This is a genomic window from Vibrio rotiferianus CAIM 577 = LMG 21460, assembly GCF_002741985.1.
GTDB classification, from domain to species: domain Bacteria; phylum Pseudomonadota; class Gammaproteobacteria; order Enterobacterales; family Vibrionaceae; genus Vibrio; species Vibrio rotiferianus.
In genome coordinates, this window is record NZ_APHW01000008.1 from 1 (window position 1) to 24,050 (window position 24,050).

Sequence of the window (24,050 nt, forward strand, 5' to 3'; positions counted from 1 at the left end):
CACTTCCGCAATTGATCTGTAGTTATTGATGTAATTGGTAAAACATCAGTAACGTTGAAATATGGCAGGTCTACCTGGATTCGAACCAGGGAATGGCGGCATCAAAAGCCGCTGCCTTACCGCTTGGCGATAGACCTACAGCGCTCTAATTAAAGAGACTTTTAATAATGGTGCGGAAGGAGAGACTTGAACTCTCACACCTTGCGGCGCCAGAACCTAAATCTGGTGCGTCTACCAATTCCGCCACTTCCGCATAATTACTGAGTAAACTCAATAATCAAAATAGTGGCAGGTCTACCTGGATTCGAACCAGGGAATGGCGGCATCAAAAGCCGCTGCCTTACCGCTTGGCGATAGACCTGCAGGCGATAGTCATAAAGACTAATCAAGTTAGAAAAGTATGGTGCGGAAGGAGAGACTTGAACTCTCACACCTTGCGGCGCCAGAACCTAAATCTGGTGCGTCTACCAATTCCGCCACTTCCGCAACTTTTCTGTCGTTATAAAGGTAATTGGTAAAAACCTAAACAACGAAATAAATGGTGGCTACGACGGGATTCGAACCTGTGACCCCATCATTATGAGTGATGTGCTCTAACCAGCTGAGCTACGTAGCCAACACAATATTCTTTAAATCAAGATGGTGCGGAAGGAGAGACTTGAACTCTCACACCTTGCGGCGCCAGAACCTAAATCTGGTGCGTCTACCAATTCCGCCACTTCCGCAACTTGATCTGTAGTTATTGATGTAATTGGTAAAACATCAGTAACGTTGAATATGGCAGGTCTACCTGGATTCGAACCAGGGAATGGCGGCATCAAAAGCCGCTGCCTTACCGCTTGGCGATAGACCTACAGCGCTCTAATTAAAGAGACTTTAATAATGGTGCGGAAGGAGAGACTTGAACTCTCACACCTTGCGGCGCCAGAACCTAAATCTGGTGCGTCTACCAATTCCGCCACTTCCGCATAATTACTGAGCAAACTCAATAATCAAAATAGTGGCAGGTCTACCTGGATTCGAACCAGGGAATGGCGGCATCAAAAGCCGCTGCCTTACCGCTTGGCGATAGACCTGCAGGCAATAGTCAAAAGACTATTCAATATATGGTGCGGAAAGAGAGACTTGAACTCTCACACCTTGCGGCGCCAGAACCTAAATCTGGTGCGTCTACCAATTCCGCCATTTCCGCATATATTGTTTAGAGTATTTCAAGATGGTGCGGAAGGAGAGACTTGAACTCTCACACCTTGCGGCGCCAGAACCTAAATCTGGTGCGTCTACCAATTCCGCCACTTCCGCATCTTGAACTCTATAAGCTATCAGCTAATTGGTAAAAACTAATAACTAAATTTTTTCTTTCAAAAGAAAGAATGGTGGCTACGACGGGATTCGAACCTGTGACCCCATCATTATGAGTGATGTGCTCTAACCAGCTGAGCTACGTAGCCATCTTTTTGAGCGAGACAATATAAACCTTCACGCTCTAAGTGACAACCCTTTTTATCAAAGGAATCTCACTTTAAATAATGGCAGGTCTACCTGGATTCGAACCAGGGAATGGCGGCATCAAAAGCCGCTGCCTTACCGCTTGGCGATAGACCTGCAGGCAGTAGTTATAAAACTACTTAAAACATGGTGCGGAAGGAGAGACTTGAACTCTCACACCTTGCGGCGCCAGAACCTAAATCTGGTGCGTCTACCAATTCCGCCACTTCCGCATCTATTCCTAACAGCACTTTAAAAAGAACAGTTAGGAATGGTGGCTACGACGGGATTCGAACCTGTGACCCCATCATTATGAGTGATGTGCTCTAACCAGCTGAGCTACGTAGCCAAAACCATGTTTTCTTGTTCTCGTCGCTAAGTTGCCTTGTCGTCGGGAACGGCGCGCATTATGCGAAGTTGAGTGAGATCCGTCAACAGTTTTTTTCAATAAATCCTGCAAAATCCATCGTTCGCTTTCTTTTTAAACAAAGAGGCGCGTTTATGATCTAAAACTGGAAATAAAATGGCTTACAGTAAGAGACTTAATTTCTTGTCATTTATGAATGGCATAAAAAAAGCCAGCACTATGGCTGGCTTTTTATGTAAATGAAGTGTTTAGAATTCATTCACTTAATTATACGTTGAAGCGGAAGTGTATAACATCGCCATCTTTCACGATGTATTCTTTACCTTCTAGACGCCATTTACCTGCGTCTTTCGCACCGCTTTCACCGTTGAATTGGATGAAATCGTCGTAACCAACAACTTCAGCGCGGATGAAGCCTTTTTCGAAGTCAGTGTGGATCTTCGCAGCTGCTTTTGGTGCTGTTGCTCCAACAGGGATAGTCCATGCACGAACTTCTTTCACGCCAGCCGTGAAGTAAGTTTGTAGGTTTAGTAGTTCGTAACCTGCGCGGATAACGCGGTTTAGGCCAGGTTCTTCGATACCAAGGTCAGCCAGGAACTCTTCACGCTCGTCATCTTCTAGTTCAGCCATTTCTGATTCGATAGCTGCACATACAGGAACAACAACGTTGTTTTCTTTCGCTGCAAACTCACGTACTGCGTCTAGGTATGCATTGTCTTCAAAACCATCTTCGTTCACGTTAGCGATGTACATCGTTGGTTTTAGCGTTAGGAAGTTCAGGTAGCCAATTGCTGCTAGTTCTTCTTTTGCAAGCTCAATAGTACGCGCCATGCCACCTTCTGTTAGTACAGGAAGTAGTTTTTCTAGAACCGTCAGTTCGAATTTCGCGTCTTTGTCGCCGCCTTTTGCTTTCTTTGCGTTACGCTGGATAGCGCGCTCACAAGAATCAAGGTCAGCCATCGCTAGCTCAAGGTTGATAACTTCAATATCTTCGATTGGAGATACTTTACCTGCAACGTGAACGATGTTGTCGTTTTCAAAACAACGTACAACGTGGCCGATTGCGTCAGTTTCACGGATGTTCGCTAGGAATTTGTTACCTAGACCTTCACCACGAGATGCACCTGCAACTAGACCAGCGATGTCTACGAATTCCATTGTGGTAGGCAGAACTTTCTGTGGGTTAACGATCTTTGCTAGAGCATCTAGACGTAGATCTGGCACAGGAACCACACCAGTGTTTGGTTCAATGGTACAGAACGGGAAGTTTGCTGCTTCAATACCCGCTTTAGTTAGTGCGTTAAACAGAGTTGATTTACCAACGTTAGGTAGACCAACGATGCCACATTTAAAACCCATGATAGTAACCTTATTCAGCTTTGAACGTGTGGAGGCGATTTTGTGCTTTTGATAGGCCATCCTTAATTAGGATATCCAGACAGCGCACTGATTCGTCAGCTGCGGCGTCTAGTAGCTCTTGCTCTTTCGCTGGAGCTTTGCCTAGTACAAAACCTGCCACTTTATCTTTGTGTCCCGGATGGCCAATGCCGATACGAAGACGATAAAAATCTTTGTTATTGCCCAGTTTGCTAATGGTATCACGCAGGCCATTGTGGCCACCGTGACCGCCACCTTTCTTAAACTTAGCGACACCTGGCGGTAAGTCTAGCTCGTCGTGAGCAACCATGATCTCTTCTGGTTTAATTTGGTAAAACTTCGCAAGTGCTGCGATCGCTTTGCCAGATAGGTTCATGAAGGTGGTTGGGATTAGCAAACGGAGATCCTGGCCATTGACCATAATGCGTCCTGTTAGGCCAAAGAACTTTGGTTCATTCTTTAGGGTAACGTTGTGAACGCGAGCTAATTCTTCTACAACCCAAGCGCCCGCATTGTGACGAGTTTTGGCGTATTCTGGTCCCGGATTAGCAAGACCAACAAGAAGTTTGATTGGTTGAGTCAAGGTTAGGATCTCTCTGGAATCTCAAAAAGCGCAGTATGATAGCACAGAATTCTCGCGGTGGGCGACCAAGGGATTTTCTGCCTATCGATACAAATAAAAAAACACCCCAAAGAGGGGTGCTTTTGAAATCAGTTTAACTGAAATGTTCGGATTAGTTGAACATTGCAGAGATTGACTCTTCGTTGCTGATGCGACGAATCGCTTCAGCTAGCATGCGAGATAGGCTTAGTGTGGTTACTTTGCCAGTAGCAGCCATCTCTTTAGATAGAGAGATAGAGTCAGTTACGATAACTTGGTCAAGAACAGAGTTCTTAATGTTGTCCGCAGCGTTACCAGAGAATACAGCGTGAGTTGCGTAAGCGAATACACGCTTAGCACCGCGCTCTTTTAGCGCTTCAGCTGCTTTACATAGTGTGCCACCAGTATCGATCATGTCATCAACGATCACACAGTCACGACCTTCAACGTCACCGATTAGGTTCATTACTTCAGAAACGTTTGCACGTGGACGACGCTTATCAACGATAGCGATGTCGATGTCACCTAGTGCTTTTGCTGTTGCACGAGCACGAACAACGCCACCTAGGTCAGGAGAAACCACAACAGGGTTTTCTAGACCACGAGATTGCATGTCTTCTAGAAGTACAGGTGTACCGAAGATGTTATCAACTGGTACATCGAAGAAGCCTTGAATTTGCTCTGCGTGTAGGTCGATAGTCAGAACGCGGTCAACACCAACGTTAGATAGGAAATCAGCAACAACTTTTGCAGTGATTGGCACACGAGAAGAACGTACACGACGATCTTGGCGAGCGTAGCCGAAGTAAGGAATAACTGCAGTGATACGGCCTGCTGAAGCACGGCGCATTGCATCAATCATAACAACCAGTTCCATTAGGTTGTCGTTAGTCGGTGCACAAGTGGATTGAATGATAAAAACATCGCTACCACGAACATTCTCATTGATTTGAACTGCAACTTCGCCATCAGAAAAGCGAGAAACAGATGCATCACCTAGAGAGATGTAAAGACGATCAGCAATACGTTGGGCTAGTTCAGGTGTTGCGTTACCAGCAAATAGCTTCATATCAGGCACGGTGGAAACCTCGGGTTTGCGTCCAGTTTTAGTTAGGTCGGTGTGAGGCTGATTGGTATTCAGCCAAAGTCTCTTTTAGTGGCGAAACATTGCGCCCTTGAGCGACAAATGCCGAGACTTTATCAGAGAGTTGTGCAAGGATAGCTTCTGCTTCATATTTGCTGGAAAATTCAGCAAATACGCAAGATCCTGTCCCCGTCAATCTTGACGGCGCGTATTGTAGCAGCCAAGAAAGTTGGTTATCAACCTCTGGGTAGAGCATTCGTACAATTTTTTCGCAATCGTTTACGCTCGGTGCGTTCAAAAGCGTTTCCAAATCTCGTTTTGGCGTGTTTCGAGTTAAGTCTGGATGTCGGAATATGTCAGCTGTTGCAATAGAAACGTTCGGGCGAACGACTAAATACCATTTCTCTTCTGGATGAGCAGGAGATAGCTTCTCACCGACACCCTCGGCAAAAGCAGCGAAACCGCGTACAAATACAGGCACATCTGCGCCAAGTGCTAAGCCTATTTCTGCTAGTTCATCGTCACTGAGATTGGTTTGCCAAAGGTAGTTAAGGGCGACTAACGCCGTTGCTGCATTAGAGGAGCCCCCGCCGATTCCACCGCCCATCGGTAAAATCTTGTTTAGATCGATATGTGCACCGTATGAGCAATTTACGTAACGCTGAAGTGCAGTTGCGGCTTTCCAGATCAAGTTATCGTGCAGTGGCACACCTTCAATCTCAGGGGAAATGCTGATCTCACCCGAGTTGTTCGCTTGAATAGTGAGTTCATCGCCGTGGTCGACGAATTGGAATAGCGTTTGTAGTTCATGGTAGCCATTTTCAGTGCGACCATTGATATAAAGAAAGAGATTCAATTTCGCTGGTGATGGCCAGCGGGTTGAAAGGTCGATCATTGGGTGATGTTCCATTTTGTGATCACTAAATTAATTTTTACATCAGACGTACTTAGTTTGAGTTTACTTGGTAGAGGCAACGTCTGGTTATGCCACTCAATGTCACCGTAACGCTGGTAATCGATATTCCAATCGTTTAAGCCAATCTGTTTATCCAGAACTTGTAACGTGTTAGTGGATGAAAGTTGGAATGAGTCAGCGTTGGTGGGCAAGCCGAGTAGCCAGTCGGGCAGGTGATCAACAGGCATCATTAAGCCAGTTAAACGGTAAATCAGTTGATTAGCGTTACGCGCGGTGAGTACTTGATCGTCATAAGTTTCGACAGTCGCGCCTTGCGGAGTAATGGTGAGCTTTAATGCGGTTTGGCCTAGCACGGTAGTTAAGCGGAGTTGGCTTAATGTTGTTGATTGCTTCCAATAAAAGTTGAGGCTTTGTCTTTGGTCGGGAGCAATATAGCCAAGTTTACCTGTGGCTTGAAAGTCATTAATGGTTTTGAGTCGCTGCTCGTGTGCTTGCCACTCTACGCTAGTGATGCTGTCAGGGACAGAACTACAACCCGCGAGCAAAATGCTCGAAAAAAATAAGATGAGAAAGGAGCGTAAGGTCATGTTTGATGGCTTATTAATCAGTTTCATCGGTAATCGCTCACAACTATAGCATTGAAAAGCCGAGTGAAGGAAAACAAATCCGGCTTACCCTTTCAATAAATGCGTGCTTACAGTAAAATTCTGAACCTATTTTATAACCGATCTCAGAGATACCACGTTAGATGTCCTTGCTTGCTATTGGAATCAATCACAATACAGCGTCTGTTGACTTGCGAGAGAAAGTGGCTTTCGGACCCGATAAACTGGGCCCAGCACTTGAGCAACTCAGAGACCATGAAGCCGTTAATGGTAGTGTGATTGTTTCAACCTGTAACCGTACCGAAGTGTACTGCGACGTAAAGCAAGGAGCGCGAAATAAGCTTATCGACTGGTTAGCCCAGTTCCATCAAGTTAGTCAAGAAGACTTGATGCCGAGTCTTTATGTCCACGAAGAACAAGCGGCGATTAAGCACTTGATGCGTGTTTCTTGCGGCCTTGATTCACTGGTACTAGGTGAGCCTCAGATTTTGGGTCAGGTAAAACAAGCGTTTTCCGATTCCCGTGATCATCAGGCGGTGGATGCGTCGATTGATAAGTTGTTTCAAAAGACTTTTTCAGTCGCAAAACGCGTTCGAACAGAAACCGACATTGGTGGTAATGCGGTGTCAGTGGCGTATGCTGCATGTACACTGGCGAAACACATCTTTGAATCACTTTCTGACTCCACGGTATTGTTAGTCGGGGCAGGTGAAACCATCGAACTGGTGGCAAAGCACTTAGCGTCGAATGGCTGTACTAAGATGATTGTTGCTAACCGAACTCGAGAGCGTGCTCTTGGTTTGGCTGAAGAGTTTGGTGCAGAAGTGATCAGCTTGAATGAAATTCCAGATCATCTATCTAGAGCAGACATTGTGATTAGCTCGACAGCGAGTCCTTTGCCTATCATTGGTAAGGGCATGGTCGAGACTGCGTTGAAGCAACGCCGTCATCAGCCAATGCTATTGGTAGATATTGCCGTTCCACGTGATGTGGAAGCGCAGGTCGGTGAATTAAGTGACGCTTATTTGTATTCGGTGGATGACTTACAGTCGATCATCGATAACAACATTGAACAACGTAAAGTAGAAGCCATTCAGGCAGAAGCGATCGTTAGCGAAGAAAGTGCGGCATTTATGACGTGGCTACGTTCACTCCAAGCAGTGGACAGCATTCGTGATTACCGTAAATCTGCCAACGAGATTCGTGAAGACCTACTAAGTAAAAGCCTGCAATCACTGGCAACCGGTGCAGACCCGGAAAAAGTACTGCGCGAGCTTAGCAATAAACTCACCAATAAACTGATTCACGCTCCGACTCGTGCGCTGCAAAGTGCGGCAGAGCAGGGCGAACCAGCAAAATTAACGGTTATCCGCCAGACACTTGGTTTGGATGATCTGTAACTCACGCTTTTTATTAAGAAAACGACACTATGAAAGCCTCAATTCTGACTAAGCTAGAAACGCTAGTAGAACGTTACGAAGAAGTTCAACATCTTCTTGGTGATCCTGACGTAATTGGAAATCAGGACAAATTCCGCGCTCTATCAAAAGAGTATTCTCAGCTAGAAGAAGTTACTAAGTGCTTCCAAGCATACCAACAAGCGCAAGACGATCTTGTAGCCGCTGAAGAGATGGCTAACGAAGATGACGAAGAAATGCGTGAAATGGCGCAGGAAGAAATCAAAGAAGCAAAAGAAGCGATCGAGCGTCTAGCTGATGAGCTTCAGATCCTTCTTCTTCCAAAAGATCCAAACGATGACCGCAACTGTTTCCTTGAGATTCGAGCTGGTGCTGGCGGTGATGAAGCGGGTATCTTCGCTGGTGACCTGTTCCGTATGTACAGCAAGTACGCAGAGAAGCGTGGCTGGCGCATCGAAGTGATGTCTTCTAACGAAGCAGAACACGGTGGTTACAAAGAGATGATCGCCAAAGTGAGCGGCGACGGTGCATACGGTGTGCTGAAATTTGAGTCAGGCGGTCACCGTGTACAACGTGTACCTGCAACAGAATCTCAAGGTCGCGTTCACACCTCTGCATGTACCGTAGCGGTTATGGCGGAAATCCCAGAAGCGGATCTACCAGAAATTAAAGCGGCAGACCTAAAAATCGATACATTCCGTGCATCTGGCGCGGGTGGTCAGCACGTTAACACCACGGATTCTGCAATCCGTATTACCCACTTACCAACAGGTACAGTGGTAGAGTGTCAAGACGAGCGTTCACAGCATAAGAACAAAGCAAAAGCGATGGCAGTACTTGCTGCTCGTATCGTTCAAGCGGAAGAAGAACGTCGTGCAGCAGAAGTTTCTGACACACGTCGTAACCTATTAGGTTCTGGTGACCGTAGTGACCGTATCCGTACTTACAACTACCCGCAAGGCCGTGTTTCTGACCACCGCATCAACCTAACCATCTACCGTTTGAACGAAGTGATGGAAGGTGACCTGCAAAGCTTGATTGATCCAGTGCTTCAAGAACACCAAGCAGACCAACTTGCGGCGCTTGCTGAGAACAACTAATCGATGAGCCAAGTTCAATCGATTGAGCAAGCACTGAAAAGTGCAACGGCAATTCTGACAGAAGGCGGCAAAGAGTCGCCTTCTCTTGATGCTGCCGTACTTCTTTGCCATGTCCTTGGCAAACCAAGAACCTATCTACTTACTTGGCCAGAAAAAGCACTAGAAGCCGAGCAGCAAGCTCAGTTTGATGTGCTTTTAGAGCGACGTATTGCGGGCGAGCCGGTGGCTTACATCATTGGTGAGCGTGAGTTCTGGTCTTTGCCACTTAAAGTCTCCCCATCGACGCTGATACCAAGACCAGACACTGAACGTTTAGTTGAAGTCGCACTGGATAAAACGTATGGGCAGACTGGAAAAATCCTAGATTTGGGTACCGGTACAGGTGCGATTGCGCTTGCATTAGCATCTGAGATGCCGAACCGCCAAGTGATGGGCGTTGACCTCAAGCAAGAGGCGAAAGAGCTTGCTGAGTACAATGCGTCGCAGTTAAACATCAAAAATGTGACGTTTGACCAAGGTAGCTGGTTTGAACCTATTGCTAGCGGAACAAAGTTTGCTTTAATTGTCTCCAACCCGCCGTATATCGACGAAAAAGATCCGCATCTTTCTCAAGGGGATGTGCGCTTTGAACCAAAATCAGCGCTTGTCGCCGATGAAAATGGCTTAGCGGATATTCGTCATATATCTGACCATGCTCGTCAATATTTGGAAGAGGGTGGGTGGCTCGCATTTGAACATGGTTATGACCAAGGAGAAGCGGTCCGAGAGATCATGGTTCACTTTGGTTTTGAACAAGTAGTCACGGAAAAAGACTACGGTGGTAATGATCGAGTGACGCTTGGTTGTTACAAGCCTCAATAATAACGAGCAAGTCAGCAGTAACTTATAAAAGAGAAGAGAAATGTACGTAGCTCTAAAACATATTCACTTAGTGACGATCGCATTGAGCGCGATGTTACTATCGATCCGATTCGTGTTGTTGATGATGGACTCTCCAAAACGCAACAATCGCTTCCTGAAAGTTTTCCCACACATTGTTGATACCGCGTTGTTGCTGTCTGGTATTGGTTTGATCATGGTGACAGGCTTTATTCCTTTTACCGAATCAGCACCATGGCTAACCAACAAAATTACTTGTGTGCTTGCGTACATTGCTCTTGGCTTCTTCGCAATGAAGATGGCGAAAAACAAGCTACTGAGAATATTTGCTTTCTTTGGCGCACTTGGTTGGCTAGTGATGGCGGCTAACATTGCCGTATCTAAAAATCCGAACTTATTTGGGTAATCGTCATGCTAGAGTTTTTTGACGAAGATTTTGACAATATGGCATTGGTGGAAGGGGCGTTGGTACTGAATCAATCGGTAAACCCAGACACCAATGTACATTGGGCAAAGCAAGAGCTAGAGCGCCTTTATAAAGAAGCGGAAGCGATTCTGGTTCATGAGACGGACGAAGAGCAACGATTTGATTCTTTCCTTCGCCTGTTCTTCTATGAATGGGGCTTTAAAGGCGATGAACAAGAGTACTTTATCTCTGACAATAGCTTTATCGACAAAGTGCTTGAGCGTAAAAAAGGCATTCCTGTAAGTCTTGGTGCTATCTTACTTTACTTGGGTAACCGCCTTGGTTTTCCTATGAAAGGCGTGACATTTCCTACTCAATTTCTGATCAAAGTGGATTGGATGCACAAAACACCAGACTACATTAACCCGTTCAACGGTGAGTATGTCGGTGAGAAAATCCTCCAAGCATGGTTGATTGGTCAAGAAGGCCCATTAGCAACGTTGAAGCCAGAACATTTTGAAGAGGCAGACAACCCGACCGTTATTGGTCGCTGGTTGGCTCTAATCAAGAGCGCGATGCTACGTGAAGAGCGTTATACATTAGCACTGCGGTGCACCAACCTAGCGTTGACCTTCGTACCGGATGACCCGTATGAGATTCGTGATCGTGGTTTTATCTTTCAGCAACTAGACTGTCATCAGGTAGCGGTTTCAGATTTTCAGTACTTTATTGACCAATGCCCAGACGATCCAGCATCAGAGCTACTAAAATCACAAGTTAACGCCATGAGCGAGAAGCACGTTACGCTCCACTAATTTTATCGACATGCTGAAAAAATGCGTGCCGAAGACAGAAAAAAGAGAATCAAAATGGAACAGAAAATCGTTAATATTGGTGACATTCAGGTTGCTAACGACAAGCCATTCACCCTATTCGCAGGTATGAACGTTCTTGAGTCGCGCGATCTTGCTATGCAGATCTGTGAGCACTACGTAAAAGTAACCGATAAGCTTGGTATCCCTTACGTATTCAAGGCGTCGTTCGACAAAGCAAACCGCAGTTCTGTTCACTCATACCGTGGTCCTGGTCTGGAAGAAGGCATGAAAATCTTCCAAGAACTAAAAGACACATTCGGTGTGAAAATCATCACTGACGTTCATACAGAAGCGCAAGCTCAGCCAGTGGCTGACGTGGTTGACGTTATCCAGCTTCCAGCATTCCTAGCTCGTCAAACTGACCTAGTTGAAGCAATGGCGAAAACCGGCGCAGTGATCAACGTGAAGAAACCTCAGTTCATGAGCCCTGGCCAAGTGGGTAACATTGTTGAGAAGTTCGCAGAGTGTGGTAATGAAAACATTATCCTATGTGAGCGCGGCTCTTGTATGGGTTACGACAACCTAGTGGTTGATATGCTTGGTTTTGGTGTAATGAAAAATGCATCAAAAGGCAGCCCAATCATCTTTGACGTAACGCACTCACTTCAAATGCGTGATCCATCGGGCGCAGCATCTGGTGGTCGTCGTGAGCAAACTGTTGAACTTGCGAAAGCAGGCCTAGCAACAGGTATTGCTGGTCTGTTTATTGAAGCGCACCCGAACCCAGATCAAGCGCGTTGTGATGGCCCATCTGCACTGCCTCTAGACAAACTAGAACCGTTCCTAGCTCAAATGAAATCGCTAGACGATCTAATTAAGAGCTTTGCAGACATCGATATCAAATAATCGATTGTTGTGAATGTTTGAATGAAATGGTCAGCCCGTGCGCTGGCCATTTTTGTATCGACACATTCATTCTGCCTCACTATCTTTTTCTCGCTTCTCGCTTCTCGCTTCTCGCTTCCTTACACCACCTTGATTATGTCTATAATTTGCTTAGATTTAAGGCTATCTAACTTGTCAGCAGCAAACTGCGTCGCAGAAACATGAAATCAATATATTAGTGTTTTACACTAGTTCTAAGTTTGCGCGTTTTCGCACAATGAGAAGACGGTTTCTTCATTGCTGGGCGCGCAATGCAGTGGAACCCGGACAATAATAAGGTAAACAATGAAGCAACGCCTGATTGTAAAGACCGCTTTGAGCGCGGCTATCTTGGCTACTCTGGCCGGATGTGCAACCCAACCAGCACACGAATGGAATGAAGACACAACTTACAAACTGACGGTATTGCATACCAATGACCACCATGGTCGTTTTTGGCAGAACAAGTACGGTGAGTACGGCATGGCGGCACGTAAAACGCTGATCGATGAACTGCGAGCAGAGATTCAAGCCGAAGGTGGTAGCGTGCTTCTACTATCAGGTGGTGATATCAATACAGGTGTACCTGAGTCTGACCTGCAAGATGCTGAGCCAGATTTTAAAGGCATGAGCAAGATTGGTTATGACGCAATGGCGCTGGGTAACCACGAATTCGATAACCCACTGGAAGTACTGTTCAAACAGCAAGAATGGGCAAACTTCCCGATGCTGTCTGCCAACATTTACGACAAAGAAACTGGCGAGCGCCTGTTCCAACCTTTTGCCATGTTCAATAAGCAAGGCATCAAGATTGCCGTGATAGGTCTTACGACAGAAGATACGGCAAAACTAGGTAACCCAGAGTACATCGGTGAGGTTGATTTCCGCGACCCGAAACAAGAAGCGAAAAAACTGATAGCTGAACTGAAGCAAACTGAAAAGCCAGATCTTATCTTTGCGGTGACGCACATGGGGCATTATGAAAATGGCAATCGTGGTGTGAATGCTCCCGGTGATGTGGCATTGGCTCGCTACCTAAATGAAGGTGATTTGGACATGATTGTGGGTGGTCACTCACAAGAACCAGTTTGTATGGAAGGTCCTAACGTCATTAAGAAGAGCTTTAAGCCGGGTGAGGAATGTAAGCCGGATGAGCAAAACGGTACTTACATCGTGCAAGCGTACGAGTGGGGTAAGTATGTGGGGCGTGCAGATTACGAGTTCCGCAACGGTGAACTGTCGATGGTGAGCTACGATCTGATTCCCGTCAACTTGAAGAAGAAAATCAAAGTGAACGGCGAATCTCAACGTGTGTTGGTGCAAGATGAAATCGCACAAGACTCGGCAATGCTGGATTTCCTTCGTCCTTACCAAGAAAAAGGTCAGGGCCAGTTGAATGTAAAAATTGCCGAATCTAACGGCAAGCTGGAAGGTGACCGCAATGTTGTTCGTTTCCAACAAACCAATCTTGGTCGTTTGATTGCAACTGCCCATATGGAGCGTGCTAAGGCGGACTTCGCTGTGATGAACTCAGGCGGTGTGCGTGATTCGATTGAAGCCGGTGATATTACTTACAAAGATGTGCTGACCGTCCAGCCTTTCGGTAACATGGTCTCTTACGTCGATATGTCGGGTAAAGAAGTGTTGGATTACCTAAATATTGTGGCGACGAAGCCAGTAGATTCAGGTGCTTACGCTCAGTTTGCTGGTATTTCTATGACGGTAGAAAACGGCAAAGTATCGAATGTCTTTATTGGTGAAAAGCAGCTGCGTCTGGATAGCGAGTACCGCTTTACCGTACCAAGCTACAACGCATCGGGTGGTGATGGCTACCCGAAAGTGAATACTCATCCGGGTTACGTCAACACGGGATTTACGGATGCTGAGGTACTGAAAGAGTTCTTGGAGTCACACAGTCCAATTGATGTAAATGAGTACGCGCCTTCTGGTGACATCGTTTACAAGTAAAAAGCGATTGACTCAAAGTCGCTGATACCATTAACTTAAAGCGCTGCTCCTTACTAGGGGCAGCGTTTTTTGTTTTATAAGGAGAATCTTGATGACTCCGGCCATTAATCTTGCGAAAAAGAAAAAAGTTACACACACCATTCACCAATACGAGCACGATCCAAGAGCAGACAGCTATGGACTAGAAGCGGCTGAGGTATTGGGACAAGATCCAAAGAAAGTATTCAAAACCTTGTTGTTCTGTTTGAACGGCGAGCCAAAGAACCTTGCGGTTGCGATTATCCCTGTTGATCAAAAGCTGAACCTAAAACTGGCGGCGAAAGCAGCGAAGGGCAAAAAGGCCGATATGGCCGATCCGGAAATCGCGCAAAAGACCACAGGGTATGTTGTTGGTGGGATTAGCCACTGGGACAGAAGAAAGCGCTGCCGACTTTTTTGCACGAAAGCGCAACAGAGCAAGACACAATCTGTGTGAGTGCAGGTAAACGTGGTTTAGAAATCGAGTTAGCCCCGAAAGATTTATTGAGCTTAACTCGTGGTCAATTTGTACCGCTGTGCTTGTAAGTTGAAGACAAAAAAAGGACGCTCATGAGCGTCCTTTTTTGATCTTGCCATTCAGTGAGGCGTTACTTCTTCAGACTCAATGTGCCACCAGAACGTTTTGCTGGTTTGCTTGGCTTCGCGGCATTTGGGTTCATGTAATGCTGCTTAGGCTTACTCGGTGATTGAGGCTTGTTTGCTGAGTGCGTATTGCTCGATGCATCTGGTTTACGGTGCGATTTACCATGCTCGCCTTGCGGTCTGCCACGTTCACCTTGTGGTTTCGTTTTGTAATGCTCTTTTGCTGGGCGTCCGCCTTCATCATCACGTTGACGACGTTGTTGGCCTTTTTTCGAGTTCGGTGCATGACGGAATTCATCAGCATTGTTACCACGGAACGTACGTGTTTTTTGGTTACGACGAGCAGTAGAATCTTGGTTTTCTTCACGGCTATCGTACAGTTTCGCATCGGTCGCTTTACGAATGTTGCGGCCTCTAGAATCTGTTTTTGATGCTTCTTCTGTACCCACAGAACCTTCACACATTGCTAGGATCTCTGCCACTTCGTCTTCACTTAGGTAACGCCATTTACCGTTAGGAATGCCATCAAGTGAGATATTCATAATACGTACGCGACGCAGTTTGAAAACTTCGTAGCCTAATGCTTCACACATACGACGGATCTGACGGTTCAAACCTTGAGTAAGTACAATACGGAAAGAGAATTTGGTCTCTTTCTCCACTTTACACGGTAGAGTCACTGTATCGAGGATCTTCACACCGCTCGACATCTGCTTGAGGAATTCACCCGTGATTGGCTTGTCGACACGTACTACGTATTCTTTCTCGTGGTTGTTACCAGCACGTAGGATCTTGTTTACGATGTCGCCATCGTTGGTTAGGAAGATCAAACCATCGGAAGGTTTATCCAGACGACCGATAGGGAAGATACGCTTCTTATGGCCGATGAAATCAACGATGTTGCCAGGGATATCTCGCTCTGTGGTACAAGTGATACCGGTTGGTTTGTTCAACGCGATGTAAATTGGTTTTTCTTTCGCGGCAACAGGGTTGCCATCGACACAAACATCATCGCCTGGCAGTACTTTTGTGCCCATCTCTGGTTGTTGACCATTAATAGTGACACGGCCTTGCTCGATAAGACGGTCTGCTTCACGACGCGAGCAGAAGCCCGTTTCGCTGATGTATTTGTTTAAGCGTTTTGCGTTGTCTTGTGACATGTGAGTCTCCTAACGTTTCACAACGGCGGTTAATTGAAGTGCCTGCTGCTAATTAAAGCAGCAAGGCGAGATAAGGTCGGGCATTCTAGCACCGAGAATCCGGTTAGCCTAAACGTTTTTGATGACGTTCACGCGTCTCCATTTTCTTTTCAGCACTTTTTCTTAGTAGAACATATACCGCACCACTACCACCGTGGAATCGTTGAGCACTATGTACACATTGCACTTCACGAATTTGTTGCAGCCAACTCGCGACAAAACTTTTCATTAATGCTGGTGGATTCGAGCGTTCGCCACGGCCATGCACGATGACGACCGTTCGGATGTCCATCTCAATACATTGTTTGAGGAATTTAACGACTTCGTCGCGCGCTTCTTTTAGCGTCTTACGGTGCAGATCAAGGCGAGCCTGGATCGGGTATTTACCAAGGCGTAGTTTGCGGTACACACCATCTTGTACGCCATCGCGCTTGAACTCGATAAAGTCATCAGGTTTGAGCATTTCTGCATGGTCAATCGACAAGTACTCGGGATCATCTTCAGTGAGCCAAATTGCAGCTTCGCGTTTCGCTAATTGAGCATCCGTTACTTGATGCACTTTTTTATGCTCTGCAGTGTCGTGGTCGATAGGCTTTACATCGCCCATCATCTGTTGGAACAGATCAAAATCGTCGTCTTGAGACATAACGGCAATCTCATAAAGAACAAGGTCGGAATAGTAAGATTATATCAAGGAGTGGCGCATTGAGATCAAATAAAAAACCGGAGCAGGCAAATAACCAACTCCGGTGCAAAGCGTTTCTAGAGCTAAGCGAGATCTAGTGAGGAGATTTGTCGTTCATAATCTTGTAAATGAAGAAACCGCCGTAAAATAGCATCAGACCAATTGCCCCAAAGATTACTATCATTGACGATAGCCCCACCGCATTACCAAATAGGAGATCAAGCCAAAAGTCCATATGTTTCCTCCAAGATATTTCCGACATGGATAACGTTAATGGGTGGTGTTTTTTTGCACACTGATCTGGATCAATTATGTTGCCAAGGTTAACAAACTGTGTTTTATTGTGGGTTCTTAGTCACATTTTACGTGCTAGTGTTTAGTAAATAATCAAACGAATTAAGACATTACGTTTTTTTTGAAAAAGCACTTGCGTCTCTGCGGAGAATCCGTAATATACGCATCCGTTGACGGGGATAAGTCCTCAGTTAAACATCTCGGTGAATAGCGCAGCTTGGTAGCGCATCTGGTTTGGGACCAGAGGGTCGGGGGTTCGAATCCCTCTTCACCGACCACATTAGAGAAAGCCGTAGCAGAAATGCTACGGCTTTTTTGCGTTTTACGGCTTTTTGAATCGAGAACGCTTCGCTTTGGGAACAGACTCTGCTCTTCGAGATACGAGAGAAGGAACGCTTTGAGGCAAATCAGCTTTCACCAACTGGTAAATGAAAACGTAAAAGATCCCCAACTCGCTCGTCCCTCGCTCTTGAGGATGACGAATAAAAAGCACTGAATTCAAACGGCGTCATTCCCGAAAGCGACGAAGGAGCGCAGTCGGGAATCTCTCAGTTAGGAACGCTACGCTCCGAGAGTTGGGAGCGTTTCGCTTTTGGAATCGAGAGGTACTCGTTGAGAGTATAGGAAAAGGTATTTTTATTAAGAAGGTGTTGAAGGAACTTGCTCCTAGAAAAGCAAAATAAAGTCGAATCCCGTTACTTCACATCACAACTTATATCTTTGATCGGTGTTTCGGATGTCGTGAAACACACGTAAGCCGTTTTCGGATGGTTTGGACCGATTTTAATGTACCCAGCTTTTAGCTCATCTTCGTCAAAAGTAGCGGAATGAGACTGACCAGTTTTGCCATCAAAGTAGTAGGCTTCAAAGTTGTGGTTCATCATATGAGCGACGCGATTGCGAGTATGAGCGGTCGAAAAAGTGATGTTTGCACAACGCATCATCGGCTTTTGAGTAATGAGAAACTGCCCACTATCTTTATCTAAAACACCGCCTTTGGTATCTGGTGTGACATCAATAGGTTGGAAGTCTTCAACCGTACAAGAAGGTTTTGCGTGAGCAAGCGATGGCAAAAGTAACGCGCTTGCAAGACATAATAGTGAGGCTTTGAACTTCATAACGCCCTTATCAAATTTTAAATTGTTTACAGATTGACCCAATAATATCTAGATGCATAAATACAATGATATAAGTAGGAGTTAGTGCTCGATATCGCAGTCTGCTTTGCCTGTATTGCCTAATGGTTCAATCGCAAAGCCGCGTGTCTCGAGCAGTTCAATTAAGCTGTCTTTTCCGACCAAATGCAAGCTACCCACAACAATCGTGTATTGGCCTGACTTCTTCGGTAAGACTCTGCCAGAATCGAGCTTTTCAGCCCAATCTCGGTTACGGGCATACAAGAAAGCTTCGTTAAACTCATCGCTTGATTGTTCACTCATGGACGCTTCTTCCAACGAGCTGCCATCTCCTGTCTTCCAACTATCGATTAAGCACTGCACTAACTTCTCGCCTCCGTCATATTCTTCAATAGAAGAAAGTAGCAATTCTTTGCCACCGTCTTTTTGTCCAGCAATTAAGTCTATTTGAAATTGAACCGTTTCCAGTGGAAGGATGGGCACACGTTTTTTGTCCGCGATATTAATCAAGTGCATATCGACACCTTGATCAGATGCGTATCCCAATTTGTTCATCAGTAACAGTTGAATCGTTAATGCCGCAGACCAAGGCGGTGCATTGAGTAGCTGTGACTCTTGTAAACCTAGGTCATTAGCAATCTCAGCAAGATGTTTGCGCTGTGTCCTGTCCAAGACATCTTTGGCCAGAAACGCGGTTTTTGGATAAGTGACCCCTTCGGTATTTCTAACATCGGCTTCAATGATTAAGCCGTCGCTGTTTTTGAGGAAGTCAGTCACCGCTTTTGGCAGTGGGTACATGGTGTTGTCACCAACATGGACGGAGCCAATAATCATGTATTCGGTATTACCTTTCTTGGCTAGCCAATGCTGTGGCTCGGCTTGAACCGAATAAGAAGTCAAAAAGACGATCAGAGATGACATCACGGACAAGAGTCGAAACATATTTTTTCCTCGAATTCAATATGCATCTTATCTATAACACGGTTCGGCAAAATCGTCATTTTTAAAAATATTGACGAGTTTTAACGGTGAAGAAGTGAGAGCTAATTCACGAAAGTGTTTCAATTGAGTTTGTTGTTAATGGAACACTAAATAACCACTTGTGATCAAAATCCTATAAAACCAGTCGAAACCCATCAATATTCGTGATTGAGATCGCAACAAACACGTCAAAAAAAGTTGCTCGTTTTTGACGTTTTGTCTAAGTTTTTGAATTTAAAGTGTTTATATTTTTCATCTTCAACCTGAATTTGAGCTAGATCACTTATCAGTTCCATTAATTTTACGCCTAGAAATAACTGCTTGTATGTTGAATGCAACTGTTAAGCGCCTCGCATTTAGGTGCTCACTATTTTTGATAATTGTCGTTTTGAACCACTGACTTTTTGGGGAAAGTAAGATGTTGAAACATAGTCTGATTGCTGCTTCTGTTATCGCTACATTGGCAGGCTGCTCTTCACTACAGAGCTCTGAGCAACAAGTTGTAAACTCACTGGCTGATAACCTTGATATTCAATATGAAGTGTTAACTAACCACGGCGCTAACGAAGGTCTTGCGTGTCAAGATATGGGCGCAGAGTGGGCATCTTGTAACAAAGTAAACATGACGCTTGTTAACCAAGGTGAAGCGGTTGACTCAAAAGATTGGGCTATTTACTTCCACAGCATTCGTTTGATTCTGGATGTTGACAACGAGCAGTTCAAAATCTCACGTGTAACGGGTGACCTACACAAGCTAGAACCGACCGATAAGTTTGATGGCTTCGCTGCGGGTGAAGAGGTTGTGCTTCCTCTTGTTGCTGAATACTGGCAGCTATTTGAAACTGACTTCATGCCAGGCGCTTTCGTTGCTGCACCGAATGCAGAGCCTAAGATGATCGCTTCTCTTAACACAGAAGACGTTGCGTCTTTCGTGACGGGTCTTGAAGGTAATAACCTAAAACGTACACCAGACGACAACAACGTATTTGCAAACGCTGTGTCTCGTTTTGAGAAGAACGAAGACCTAGCAAAACAAGATGTATCAACCACGTTACTACCAACGCCACTGTCTGTTGAAGCAGGTAAAGGCACAGTAGATATCGCGGATGGTATTGCGCTGCCTAAAGACGCATTCGATGCGACTCAATTTGCAGCAATTCAAGAACGTGCAGAAGTGGTAGGTGTGGATGTCCGTGGTGATGTTCCTGTTAGCATCACGCTAGTTCCTGCAGACTTCACCGGTGAATTAGCAAAATCTGGTGCTTACGAAATGAGCATCAAAGGCGACGGTATTGCGATTAAAGCGTTTGACCAAGCAGGTGCGTTTTACGCCGTACAATCTATCTTTGGCCTGGTAGATAGCCAAAATGCTGATTCTCTACCACTACTGTCGATTAAAGATGCACCTCGTTTTGATTACCGTGGTGTGATGGTCGATGTAGCTCGTAACTTCCACTCTAAAGACGCAATTCTTGCAACGCTAGACCAAATGGCAGCGTACAAGATGAATAAACTACACCTTCACCTAACCGATGATGAAGGCTGGCGTTTAGAAATCCCGGGTCTGCCTGAGCTGACAGAAGTGGGTGCTAACCGTTGTTTCGATACACAAGAGAAAAGCTGTTTACTGCCTCAGCTTGGCTCTGGTCCAACGACAGACAACTTTGGCTCTGGCTACTTCAGCAAAGCAGACTACGTGGAAATCTTGAAATACGCGAAAGCACGTAACATTGAAGTGATTCCAGAAATCGATATGCCAGCGCACGCTCGTGCAGCGGTAGTATCCATGGAAGCGCGTTACGACCGTTTAATGGAAGAAGGTAAAGAAGCAGAAGCGAACGAATACCGCCTGATGGATCCTCAAGATACATCGAACGTAACGACGGTTCAGTTCTACAACAAGCAAAGCTTTATCAACCCATGTATGGAATCTTCAACTCGCTTTGTTGATAAAGTGATTTCAGAAGTAGCAGCAATGCACCAAGAGGCTGGCGCACCGTTAACTACATGGCATTTCGGTGGTGACGAAGCGAAGAACATCAAGCTAGGCGCAGGCTTCCAAGATGTTAACGCACAAGACAAAGTAAGCTGGAAAGGTACGATTGACCTATCTAAACAAGATAAGCCATTCGCACAGTCTCCACAATGTCAGACGCTAATCACAGATGGCACAGTCAGTGACTTTGCTCACCTACCAAGCCATTTTGCAGAAGAAGTGTCGAAGATTGTTGCTGAGAAAGGCATTCCAAACTTCCAAGCTTGGCAAGATGGCTTGAAATACAGTGACGGCGAAAAAGCGTTCGCAACAGAAAACACACGAGTTAACTTCTGGGACGTTCTTTACTGGGGTGGCACATCATCTGTGTACGAGTGGTCTAAGAAAGGTTACGACGTGATCGTTTCTAATCCAGACTACGTTTACATGGACATGCCATACGAAGTGGACCCGAAAGAGCGTGGTTACTACTGGGCAACGCGTGCAACAGATACTCGTAAGATGTTTGGCTTTGCTCCAGAGAACATGCCGCAGAACGCAGAAACTTCTGTAGACCGCGATGGCAACGGTTTTACTGGTAAAGGTGAAATCGAAGCGAAACCTTTCTACGGTCTATCAGCGCAGCTTTGGTCTGAGACAGTACGTAACGATGAGCAATACGAGTACATGGTATTCCCTCGCGTACTAGCGGCGGCTGAGCGTGCATGGCACCGTGCAGACTGGGAAAACGACTACAAAGTAGGTGTTGAGTACTCGCAAAACTCTAACCTAGTAGACAAAGCTGCGCTAAACCAAGACTACAACCGCTTTGCGAACGTACTAGGCCAACGTGAACTGGCTAAGCTAGAGAAATCAGGTATCGACTACCGCTTACCAGTCCCTGGCGCGAAAGTCGAAGATGGCAAGCTAGCAATGAACGTTCAGTTCCCTGGTGTGAAGCTTCAATACTCTCTAGACGGCAAAAACTGGCTAACTTATGCAGACAATGCTCGTCCAAATGTGAAAGGTGAGGTGTTTATCCGCTCGGTATCAGCGACTGGTGAGAAAACAAGCCGCGTCACTAGCGTGAAATAATTCCGATAATCGTTCACTAAAATCATTGTTCCTTACTCAAAGCCCTCAACTTATGTTGAGGGCTTTATTTATTTCACGGTGGAAAATAAGTGTGATCAATGTCTGATTATTTTTCAAAGATAAATAAGTTGTTTTTTTAGAATCGATATTGAAGTGTGATCTTGATTGCTACTTGGCGTTGTTCTGGCCGTGTTTTTCTGCGTGAAATCACATTTTGTTTTGTTTACCTATTTTTATGTTTTATATAACACTCTGTTTTTAATGCAATTTTTGCGGTTCGTTTCTTTTTGATTTGAACTGGATCACCTTTCGTTTTGAATTATTTTTCAAGGCGAATTAAATCAAGCAGTATTGCCGTCGTCAGGGAGACTCCCTAAAAAAGTGCGGTTTAAGGTCAGTGAGGACCCACGCAGCCGCCCCAAAACACAAAGGCAGTAATTATGAAAAATGTTTTCGCTCTAAGTGCACTTTCTCTTGTTTTCGCTTCTAGCGCTTTCGCGGGTTCTTCTTACGTAACAGGTAACGTTCAGTTCCACTCGGACTTCCAACCTAACGCGACTTCAACACTTGAAGCTGGCCATACGTTTGATACTGGCACAACACTACTAACTGAGTTTGATGGCATCTCACTTGGTAAATACGATAACGAGCTGATCCAAGACACAGGCTTAGGTAACTCGCCATACATTACGCTTGGTATCGAACAAAGCTACAACATTAACGACAACCTTTGGGTTGCTGTGGGTTACCACCACTTGCTAAACAACGGTGAAACTGTTCAGTACCGTCCTCTAGTAAAAATTGGCTACAACTTCGATAACGGTATTTCTATCAGCAACCGTACTCGTTACCACGCGATGGAAGACAGCAAAGCAGATGACCAAACTCGCTTTGACAACCGTATTGGTTACGCAGTGAACGAAGAGCTAGCTGTTAGCTACAACAACGTATACGTGATCAGCGACGCTGATAACACGATGGATCACGAGCTTCGTGCTACTTGGACACGTAATGGTGTTCAACCTTACTTTGAGTACCGTAACCAAGCTGACAACGCAAACAACGCATTTGTATTTGGTGCATCTTACGGTTTCTAATGAGTCCTAGTTGTTCATATAAAATGTGAGCACATCAAAGCTTAGCATTGCCCAAATGCAGTAAGCTTACGGCCTTAACATTGTTGAGGCCGTTTTTTTGTTTCTGGATCTTGAGAATACCAATTCCGTTAATTGGATGTCAGATACAAAAAAAGGTCCGCTAGGGGAATAGCGGACCTTTTTCGGGAAGCACCTTAACGCTCAGGTGTTTCTAGCAGTCTAACTGCACTGTCAACCACATTGTTGATCACCTGACTACTCTCAAGCTTTCCTGAGCTAGCAGGCCCAAGTGCGCAAGCATATAGGGCTAACTGTTTATCGAAGGGCAAATCGAGTTGGTCGTATAACTGTTGTCGAATTCTCGCATGTTGCTCTGGTTCTTGGTTGGCTAGACTAACAAGCGTGTCATAAATAAGTGCTTTCATAAATTTTCCTTTTTATTGCACAGGGGTGCATAGGTATTTTATGAAGTTAAGGTCAGCATTTCAGGATAGCCAGTCACACAACGACGCATCAGTTTAAGAGTTTTTAACAATAGCTCAATGACTGCCCTGATGTTAGGTTTCGTTTATTGGTCGTTACCTTTGTGATAACGGTATTCGTACACTTGGCCTTTTTCGTTGTAGGCATAAACAGCGTAGCTGTCTTTCTTGTCACCATATTCCATGCCAGGCGAACCCATTGGCATGCCAGGGACGGCCAGTCCTTTAGCATTACGAGGAGGGTTTTCTAGAAAGGCTTTAATATCGTCAGCAGGGATATGTCCTTCAAATATATAGCCATTGATCTCTGCTGTATGGCAAGAGTAGAGCTGTTCGTTCTTAATGCCCAAATCGCGCTTGATGGCATTCATGTCATCATGCAGCTTTTCCTCTACAGTAAAGCCGTTCTCTTCCATGTGTTTTGTCCATTCGCCACAACAGCCACAGTATGGCGATTTGTGGTTGATGACATCAGCGGCTAAGACGTTCGCCGATGTGGCAGCAAGCATTGTAAAGGTTAATAGTTTCAACTTCATA

General features: G+C 45.4%; 21 protein-coding genes, 16 tRNA genes and 1 pseudogene. 11 read left to right on the top strand and 27 right to left on the bottom strand.

Going from position 1 to position 24,050, the window contains the following annotated elements:
• Positions 1-62: 62 nt before the first annotated feature.
• From B853_RS03395 to lolB, 20 genes are all read right to left on the bottom strand, one after another.
• Positions 63-137: transfer RNA gene (locus tag B853_RS03395), tRNA-Gln, on the bottom strand.
• A 31-nt stretch (positions 138-168) separates the two neighbouring features.
• A tRNA-Leu gene (locus B853_RS03400) sits at positions 169-253 on the bottom strand.
• 33 nt (positions 254-286) lie between these two features.
• A tRNA-Gln gene (locus B853_RS03405) sits at positions 287-361 on the bottom strand.
• 40 nt (positions 362-401) lie between these two features.
• Positions 402-486: transfer RNA gene (locus B853_RS03410), tRNA-Leu, on the bottom strand.
• A gap of 53 nt (positions 487-539) precedes the next feature.
• Positions 540-616: transfer RNA gene (locus B853_RS03415), tRNA-Met, on the bottom strand.
• A gap of 24 nt (positions 617-640) precedes the next feature.
• Positions 641-725: transfer RNA gene (locus B853_RS03420), tRNA-Leu, on the bottom strand.
• A gap of 53 nt (positions 726-778) precedes the next feature.
• Positions 779-853 (bottom strand) — tRNA-Gln (locus B853_RS03425).
• Between the two features lie 30 nt (positions 854-883).
• Positions 884-968, bottom strand: a tRNA-Leu gene (locus B853_RS03430).
• Between the two features lie 33 nt (positions 969-1,001).
• A tRNA-Gln gene (locus tag B853_RS03435) sits at positions 1,002-1,076 on the bottom strand.
• 31 nt (positions 1,077-1,107) lie between these two features.
• Positions 1,108-1,192: transfer RNA gene (locus B853_RS03440), tRNA-Leu, on the bottom strand.
• 25 nt (positions 1,193-1,217) lie between these two features.
• Positions 1,218-1,302: transfer RNA gene (locus B853_RS03445), tRNA-Leu, on the bottom strand.
• A 72-nt stretch (positions 1,303-1,374) separates the two neighbouring features.
• A tRNA-Met gene (locus B853_RS03450) sits at positions 1,375-1,451 on the bottom strand.
• Between the two features lie 79 nt (positions 1,452-1,530).
• Positions 1,531-1,605, bottom strand: a tRNA-Gln gene (locus B853_RS03455).
• Positions 1,606-1,636: 31 nt separating this feature from the next.
• Positions 1,637-1,721, bottom strand: a tRNA-Leu gene (locus B853_RS03460).
• 39 nt (positions 1,722-1,760) lie between these two features.
• Positions 1,761-1,837: transfer RNA gene (locus tag B853_RS03465), tRNA-Met, on the bottom strand.
• Positions 1,838-2,122: 285 nt separating this feature from the next.
• Complete coding sequence (gene ychF / locus B853_RS03475) at positions 2,123-3,214, bottom strand: redox-regulated ATPase YchF (RefSeq protein WP_038885382.1); 1,092 nt, start codon at positions 3,212-3,214, stop codon at positions 2,123-2,125.
• A 10-nt stretch (positions 3,215-3,224) separates the two neighbouring features.
• A complete protein-coding gene (pth, locus tag B853_RS03480; RefSeq protein ID WP_005438598.1) occupies positions 3,225-3,815 on the bottom strand; it encodes an aminoacyl-tRNA hydrolase in 591 nt (196 codons plus the stop codon).
• A gap of 151 nt (positions 3,816-3,966) precedes the next feature.
• Positions 3,967-4,911 (bottom strand): ribose-phosphate pyrophosphokinase, encoded by a 945-nt coding sequence (locus B853_RS03485; RefSeq protein WP_010446481.1) that lies wholly within the window; start codon positions 4,909-4,911, stop codon positions 3,967-3,969.
• Between the two features lie 28 nt (positions 4,912-4,939).
• Positions 4,940-5,812, bottom strand: a complete 873-nt coding sequence (gene ispE, locus B853_RS03490; RefSeq protein ID WP_170001010.1) for a 4-(cytidine 5'-diphospho)-2-C-methyl-D-erythritol kinase — start codon at positions 5,810-5,812, stop codon at positions 4,940-4,942.
• The gene (gene lolB / locus B853_RS03495) at positions 5,809-6,447 is read right to left on the bottom strand and encodes a lipoprotein insertase outer membrane protein LolB (RefSeq protein ID WP_081641200.1); all 639 of its coding nucleotides are present in this window, start codon (positions 6,445-6,447) and stop codon (positions 5,809-5,811) included. Before lolB ends, ispE begins: the two co-directional genes overlap by 4 nt.
• Before the next feature lie 134 nt (positions 6,448-6,581).
• On the opposite strand from lolB, the gene hemA reads away from it, so the two are divergent.
• The 8 genes and pseudogenes from hemA (at position 6,582) to ybaK (ending at position 14,512) form a co-directional block, all read left to right on the top strand.
• Positions 6,582-7,838, top strand: a complete 1,257-nt coding sequence (hemA, locus tag B853_RS03500) for a glutamyl-tRNA reductase (RefSeq protein WP_038885385.1) — start codon at positions 6,582-6,584, stop codon at positions 7,836-7,838.
• Between the two features lie 29 nt (positions 7,839-7,867).
• Positions 7,868-8,956: a peptide chain release factor 1 gene (gene prfA, locus B853_RS03505; RefSeq protein ID WP_038885386.1), complete on the top strand. Its 1,089-nt coding sequence runs from the start codon at positions 7,868-7,870 to the stop codon at positions 8,954-8,956.
• Positions 8,957-8,959: 3 nt separating this feature from the next.
• Positions 8,960-9,817, top strand: coding sequence for a peptide chain release factor N(5)-glutamine methyltransferase (gene prmC, locus B853_RS03510; RefSeq protein WP_038885387.1), 858 nt, complete (start codon positions 8,960-8,962; stop codon positions 9,815-9,817).
• 40 nt (positions 9,818-9,857) lie between these two features.
• Complete coding sequence (locus B853_RS03515) at positions 9,858-10,241, top strand: SirB2 family protein (protein ID WP_010446496.1); 384 nt, start codon at positions 9,858-9,860, stop codon at positions 10,239-10,241.
• A gap of 5 nt (positions 10,242-10,246) precedes the next feature.
• Entirely contained in the window at positions 10,247-11,056 is an 810-nt protein-coding gene (locus B853_RS03520; RefSeq protein ID WP_010446497.1) for a SirB1 family protein, read from the top strand.
• A 54-nt stretch (positions 11,057-11,110) separates the two neighbouring features.
• Positions 11,111-11,962, top strand: a complete 852-nt coding sequence (kdsA, locus tag B853_RS03525) for a 3-deoxy-8-phosphooctulonate synthase (protein WP_012127204.1) — start codon at positions 11,111-11,113, stop codon at positions 11,960-11,962.
• A gap of 324 nt (positions 11,963-12,286) precedes the next feature.
• A complete protein-coding gene (ushA, locus tag B853_RS03530; protein ID WP_038885388.1) occupies positions 12,287-13,948 on the top strand; it encodes a bifunctional UDP-sugar hydrolase/5'-nucleotidase UshA in 1,662 nt (553 codons plus the stop codon).
• Between the two features lie 91 nt (positions 13,949-14,039).
• Positions 14,040-14,512 (top strand): annotated as a pseudogene (ybaK, locus tag B853_RS03535) (Cys-tRNA(Pro) deacylase).
• Positions 14,513-14,574: 62 nt separating this feature from the next.
• Here ybaK and rluF read toward each other — a convergent pair.
• The 3 genes from rluF to B853_RS03550 form a co-directional block, all read right to left on the bottom strand.
• Positions 14,575-15,729 carry a 23S rRNA pseudouridine(2604) synthase RluF gene (rluF, locus tag B853_RS03540; RefSeq protein WP_038885391.1) on the bottom strand — a complete coding sequence of 385 codons (1,155 nt, stop codon included), beginning with the start codon at positions 15,727-15,729 and terminating at the stop codon, positions 14,575-14,577.
• Between the two features lie 103 nt (positions 15,730-15,832).
• Positions 15,833-16,414: a DNA endonuclease SmrA gene (gene smrA, locus B853_RS03545; RefSeq protein ID WP_038885392.1), complete on the bottom strand. Its 582-nt coding sequence runs from the start codon at positions 16,412-16,414 to the stop codon at positions 15,833-15,835.
• A 133-nt stretch (positions 16,415-16,547) separates the two neighbouring features.
• Positions 16,548-16,688 carry a DUF3149 domain-containing protein gene (locus tag B853_RS03550; protein WP_005382236.1) on the bottom strand — a complete coding sequence of 47 codons (141 nt, stop codon included), beginning with the start codon at positions 16,686-16,688 and terminating at the stop codon, positions 16,548-16,550.
• Between the two features lie 260 nt (positions 16,689-16,948).
• Here B853_RS03550 and B853_RS03555 point away from each other — a divergent pair.
• Positions 16,949-17,025: transfer RNA gene (locus B853_RS03555), tRNA-Pro, on the top strand.
• Positions 17,026-17,442: 417 nt separating this feature from the next.
• Here the strand turns inward: B853_RS03555 and B853_RS03565 are convergent.
• Together B853_RS03565 and B853_RS03570 are read right to left on the bottom strand one after the other, a co-directional pair.
• Entirely contained in the window at positions 17,443-17,865 is a 423-nt protein-coding gene (locus B853_RS03565; protein WP_038885393.1) for a hypothetical protein, read from the bottom strand.
• An 81-nt stretch (positions 17,866-17,946) separates the two neighbouring features.
• On the bottom strand, positions 17,947-18,825 hold the full coding sequence (locus B853_RS03570) for a TraB/GumN family protein (RefSeq protein WP_038885394.1): 879 nt from the start codon (positions 18,823-18,825) through the stop codon (positions 17,947-17,949).
• A gap of 457 nt (positions 18,826-19,282) precedes the next feature.
• On the opposite strand from B853_RS03570, the gene B853_RS03575 reads away from it, so the two are divergent.
• On the top strand, positions 19,283-21,934 hold the full coding sequence (locus B853_RS03575) for a beta-N-acetylhexosaminidase (RefSeq protein WP_038885395.1): 2,652 nt from the start codon (positions 19,283-19,285) through the stop codon (positions 21,932-21,934).
• A gap of 440 nt (positions 21,935-22,374) precedes the next feature.
• Complete coding sequence (locus B853_RS03580) at positions 22,375-23,031, top strand: oligogalacturonate-specific porin KdgM family protein (RefSeq protein ID WP_010446512.1); 657 nt, start codon at positions 22,375-22,377, stop codon at positions 23,029-23,031.
• A gap of 194 nt (positions 23,032-23,225) precedes the next feature.
• Here the strand turns inward: B853_RS03580 and B853_RS03585 are convergent, their stop codons facing one another.
• Both B853_RS03585 and B853_RS03590 read right to left on the bottom strand, forming a co-directional pair.
• On the bottom strand, positions 23,226-23,456 hold the full coding sequence (locus tag B853_RS03585) for a PAS factor family protein (RefSeq protein WP_010446514.1): 231 nt from the start codon (positions 23,454-23,456) through the stop codon (positions 23,226-23,228).
• 143 nt (positions 23,457-23,599) lie between these two features.
• Complete coding sequence (locus tag B853_RS03590; protein ID WP_038885396.1) at positions 23,600-24,049, bottom strand: DUF411 domain-containing protein; 450 nt, start codon at positions 24,047-24,049, stop codon at positions 23,600-23,602.
• Between the last annotated feature and the right edge of the window lies 1 nt (position 24,050).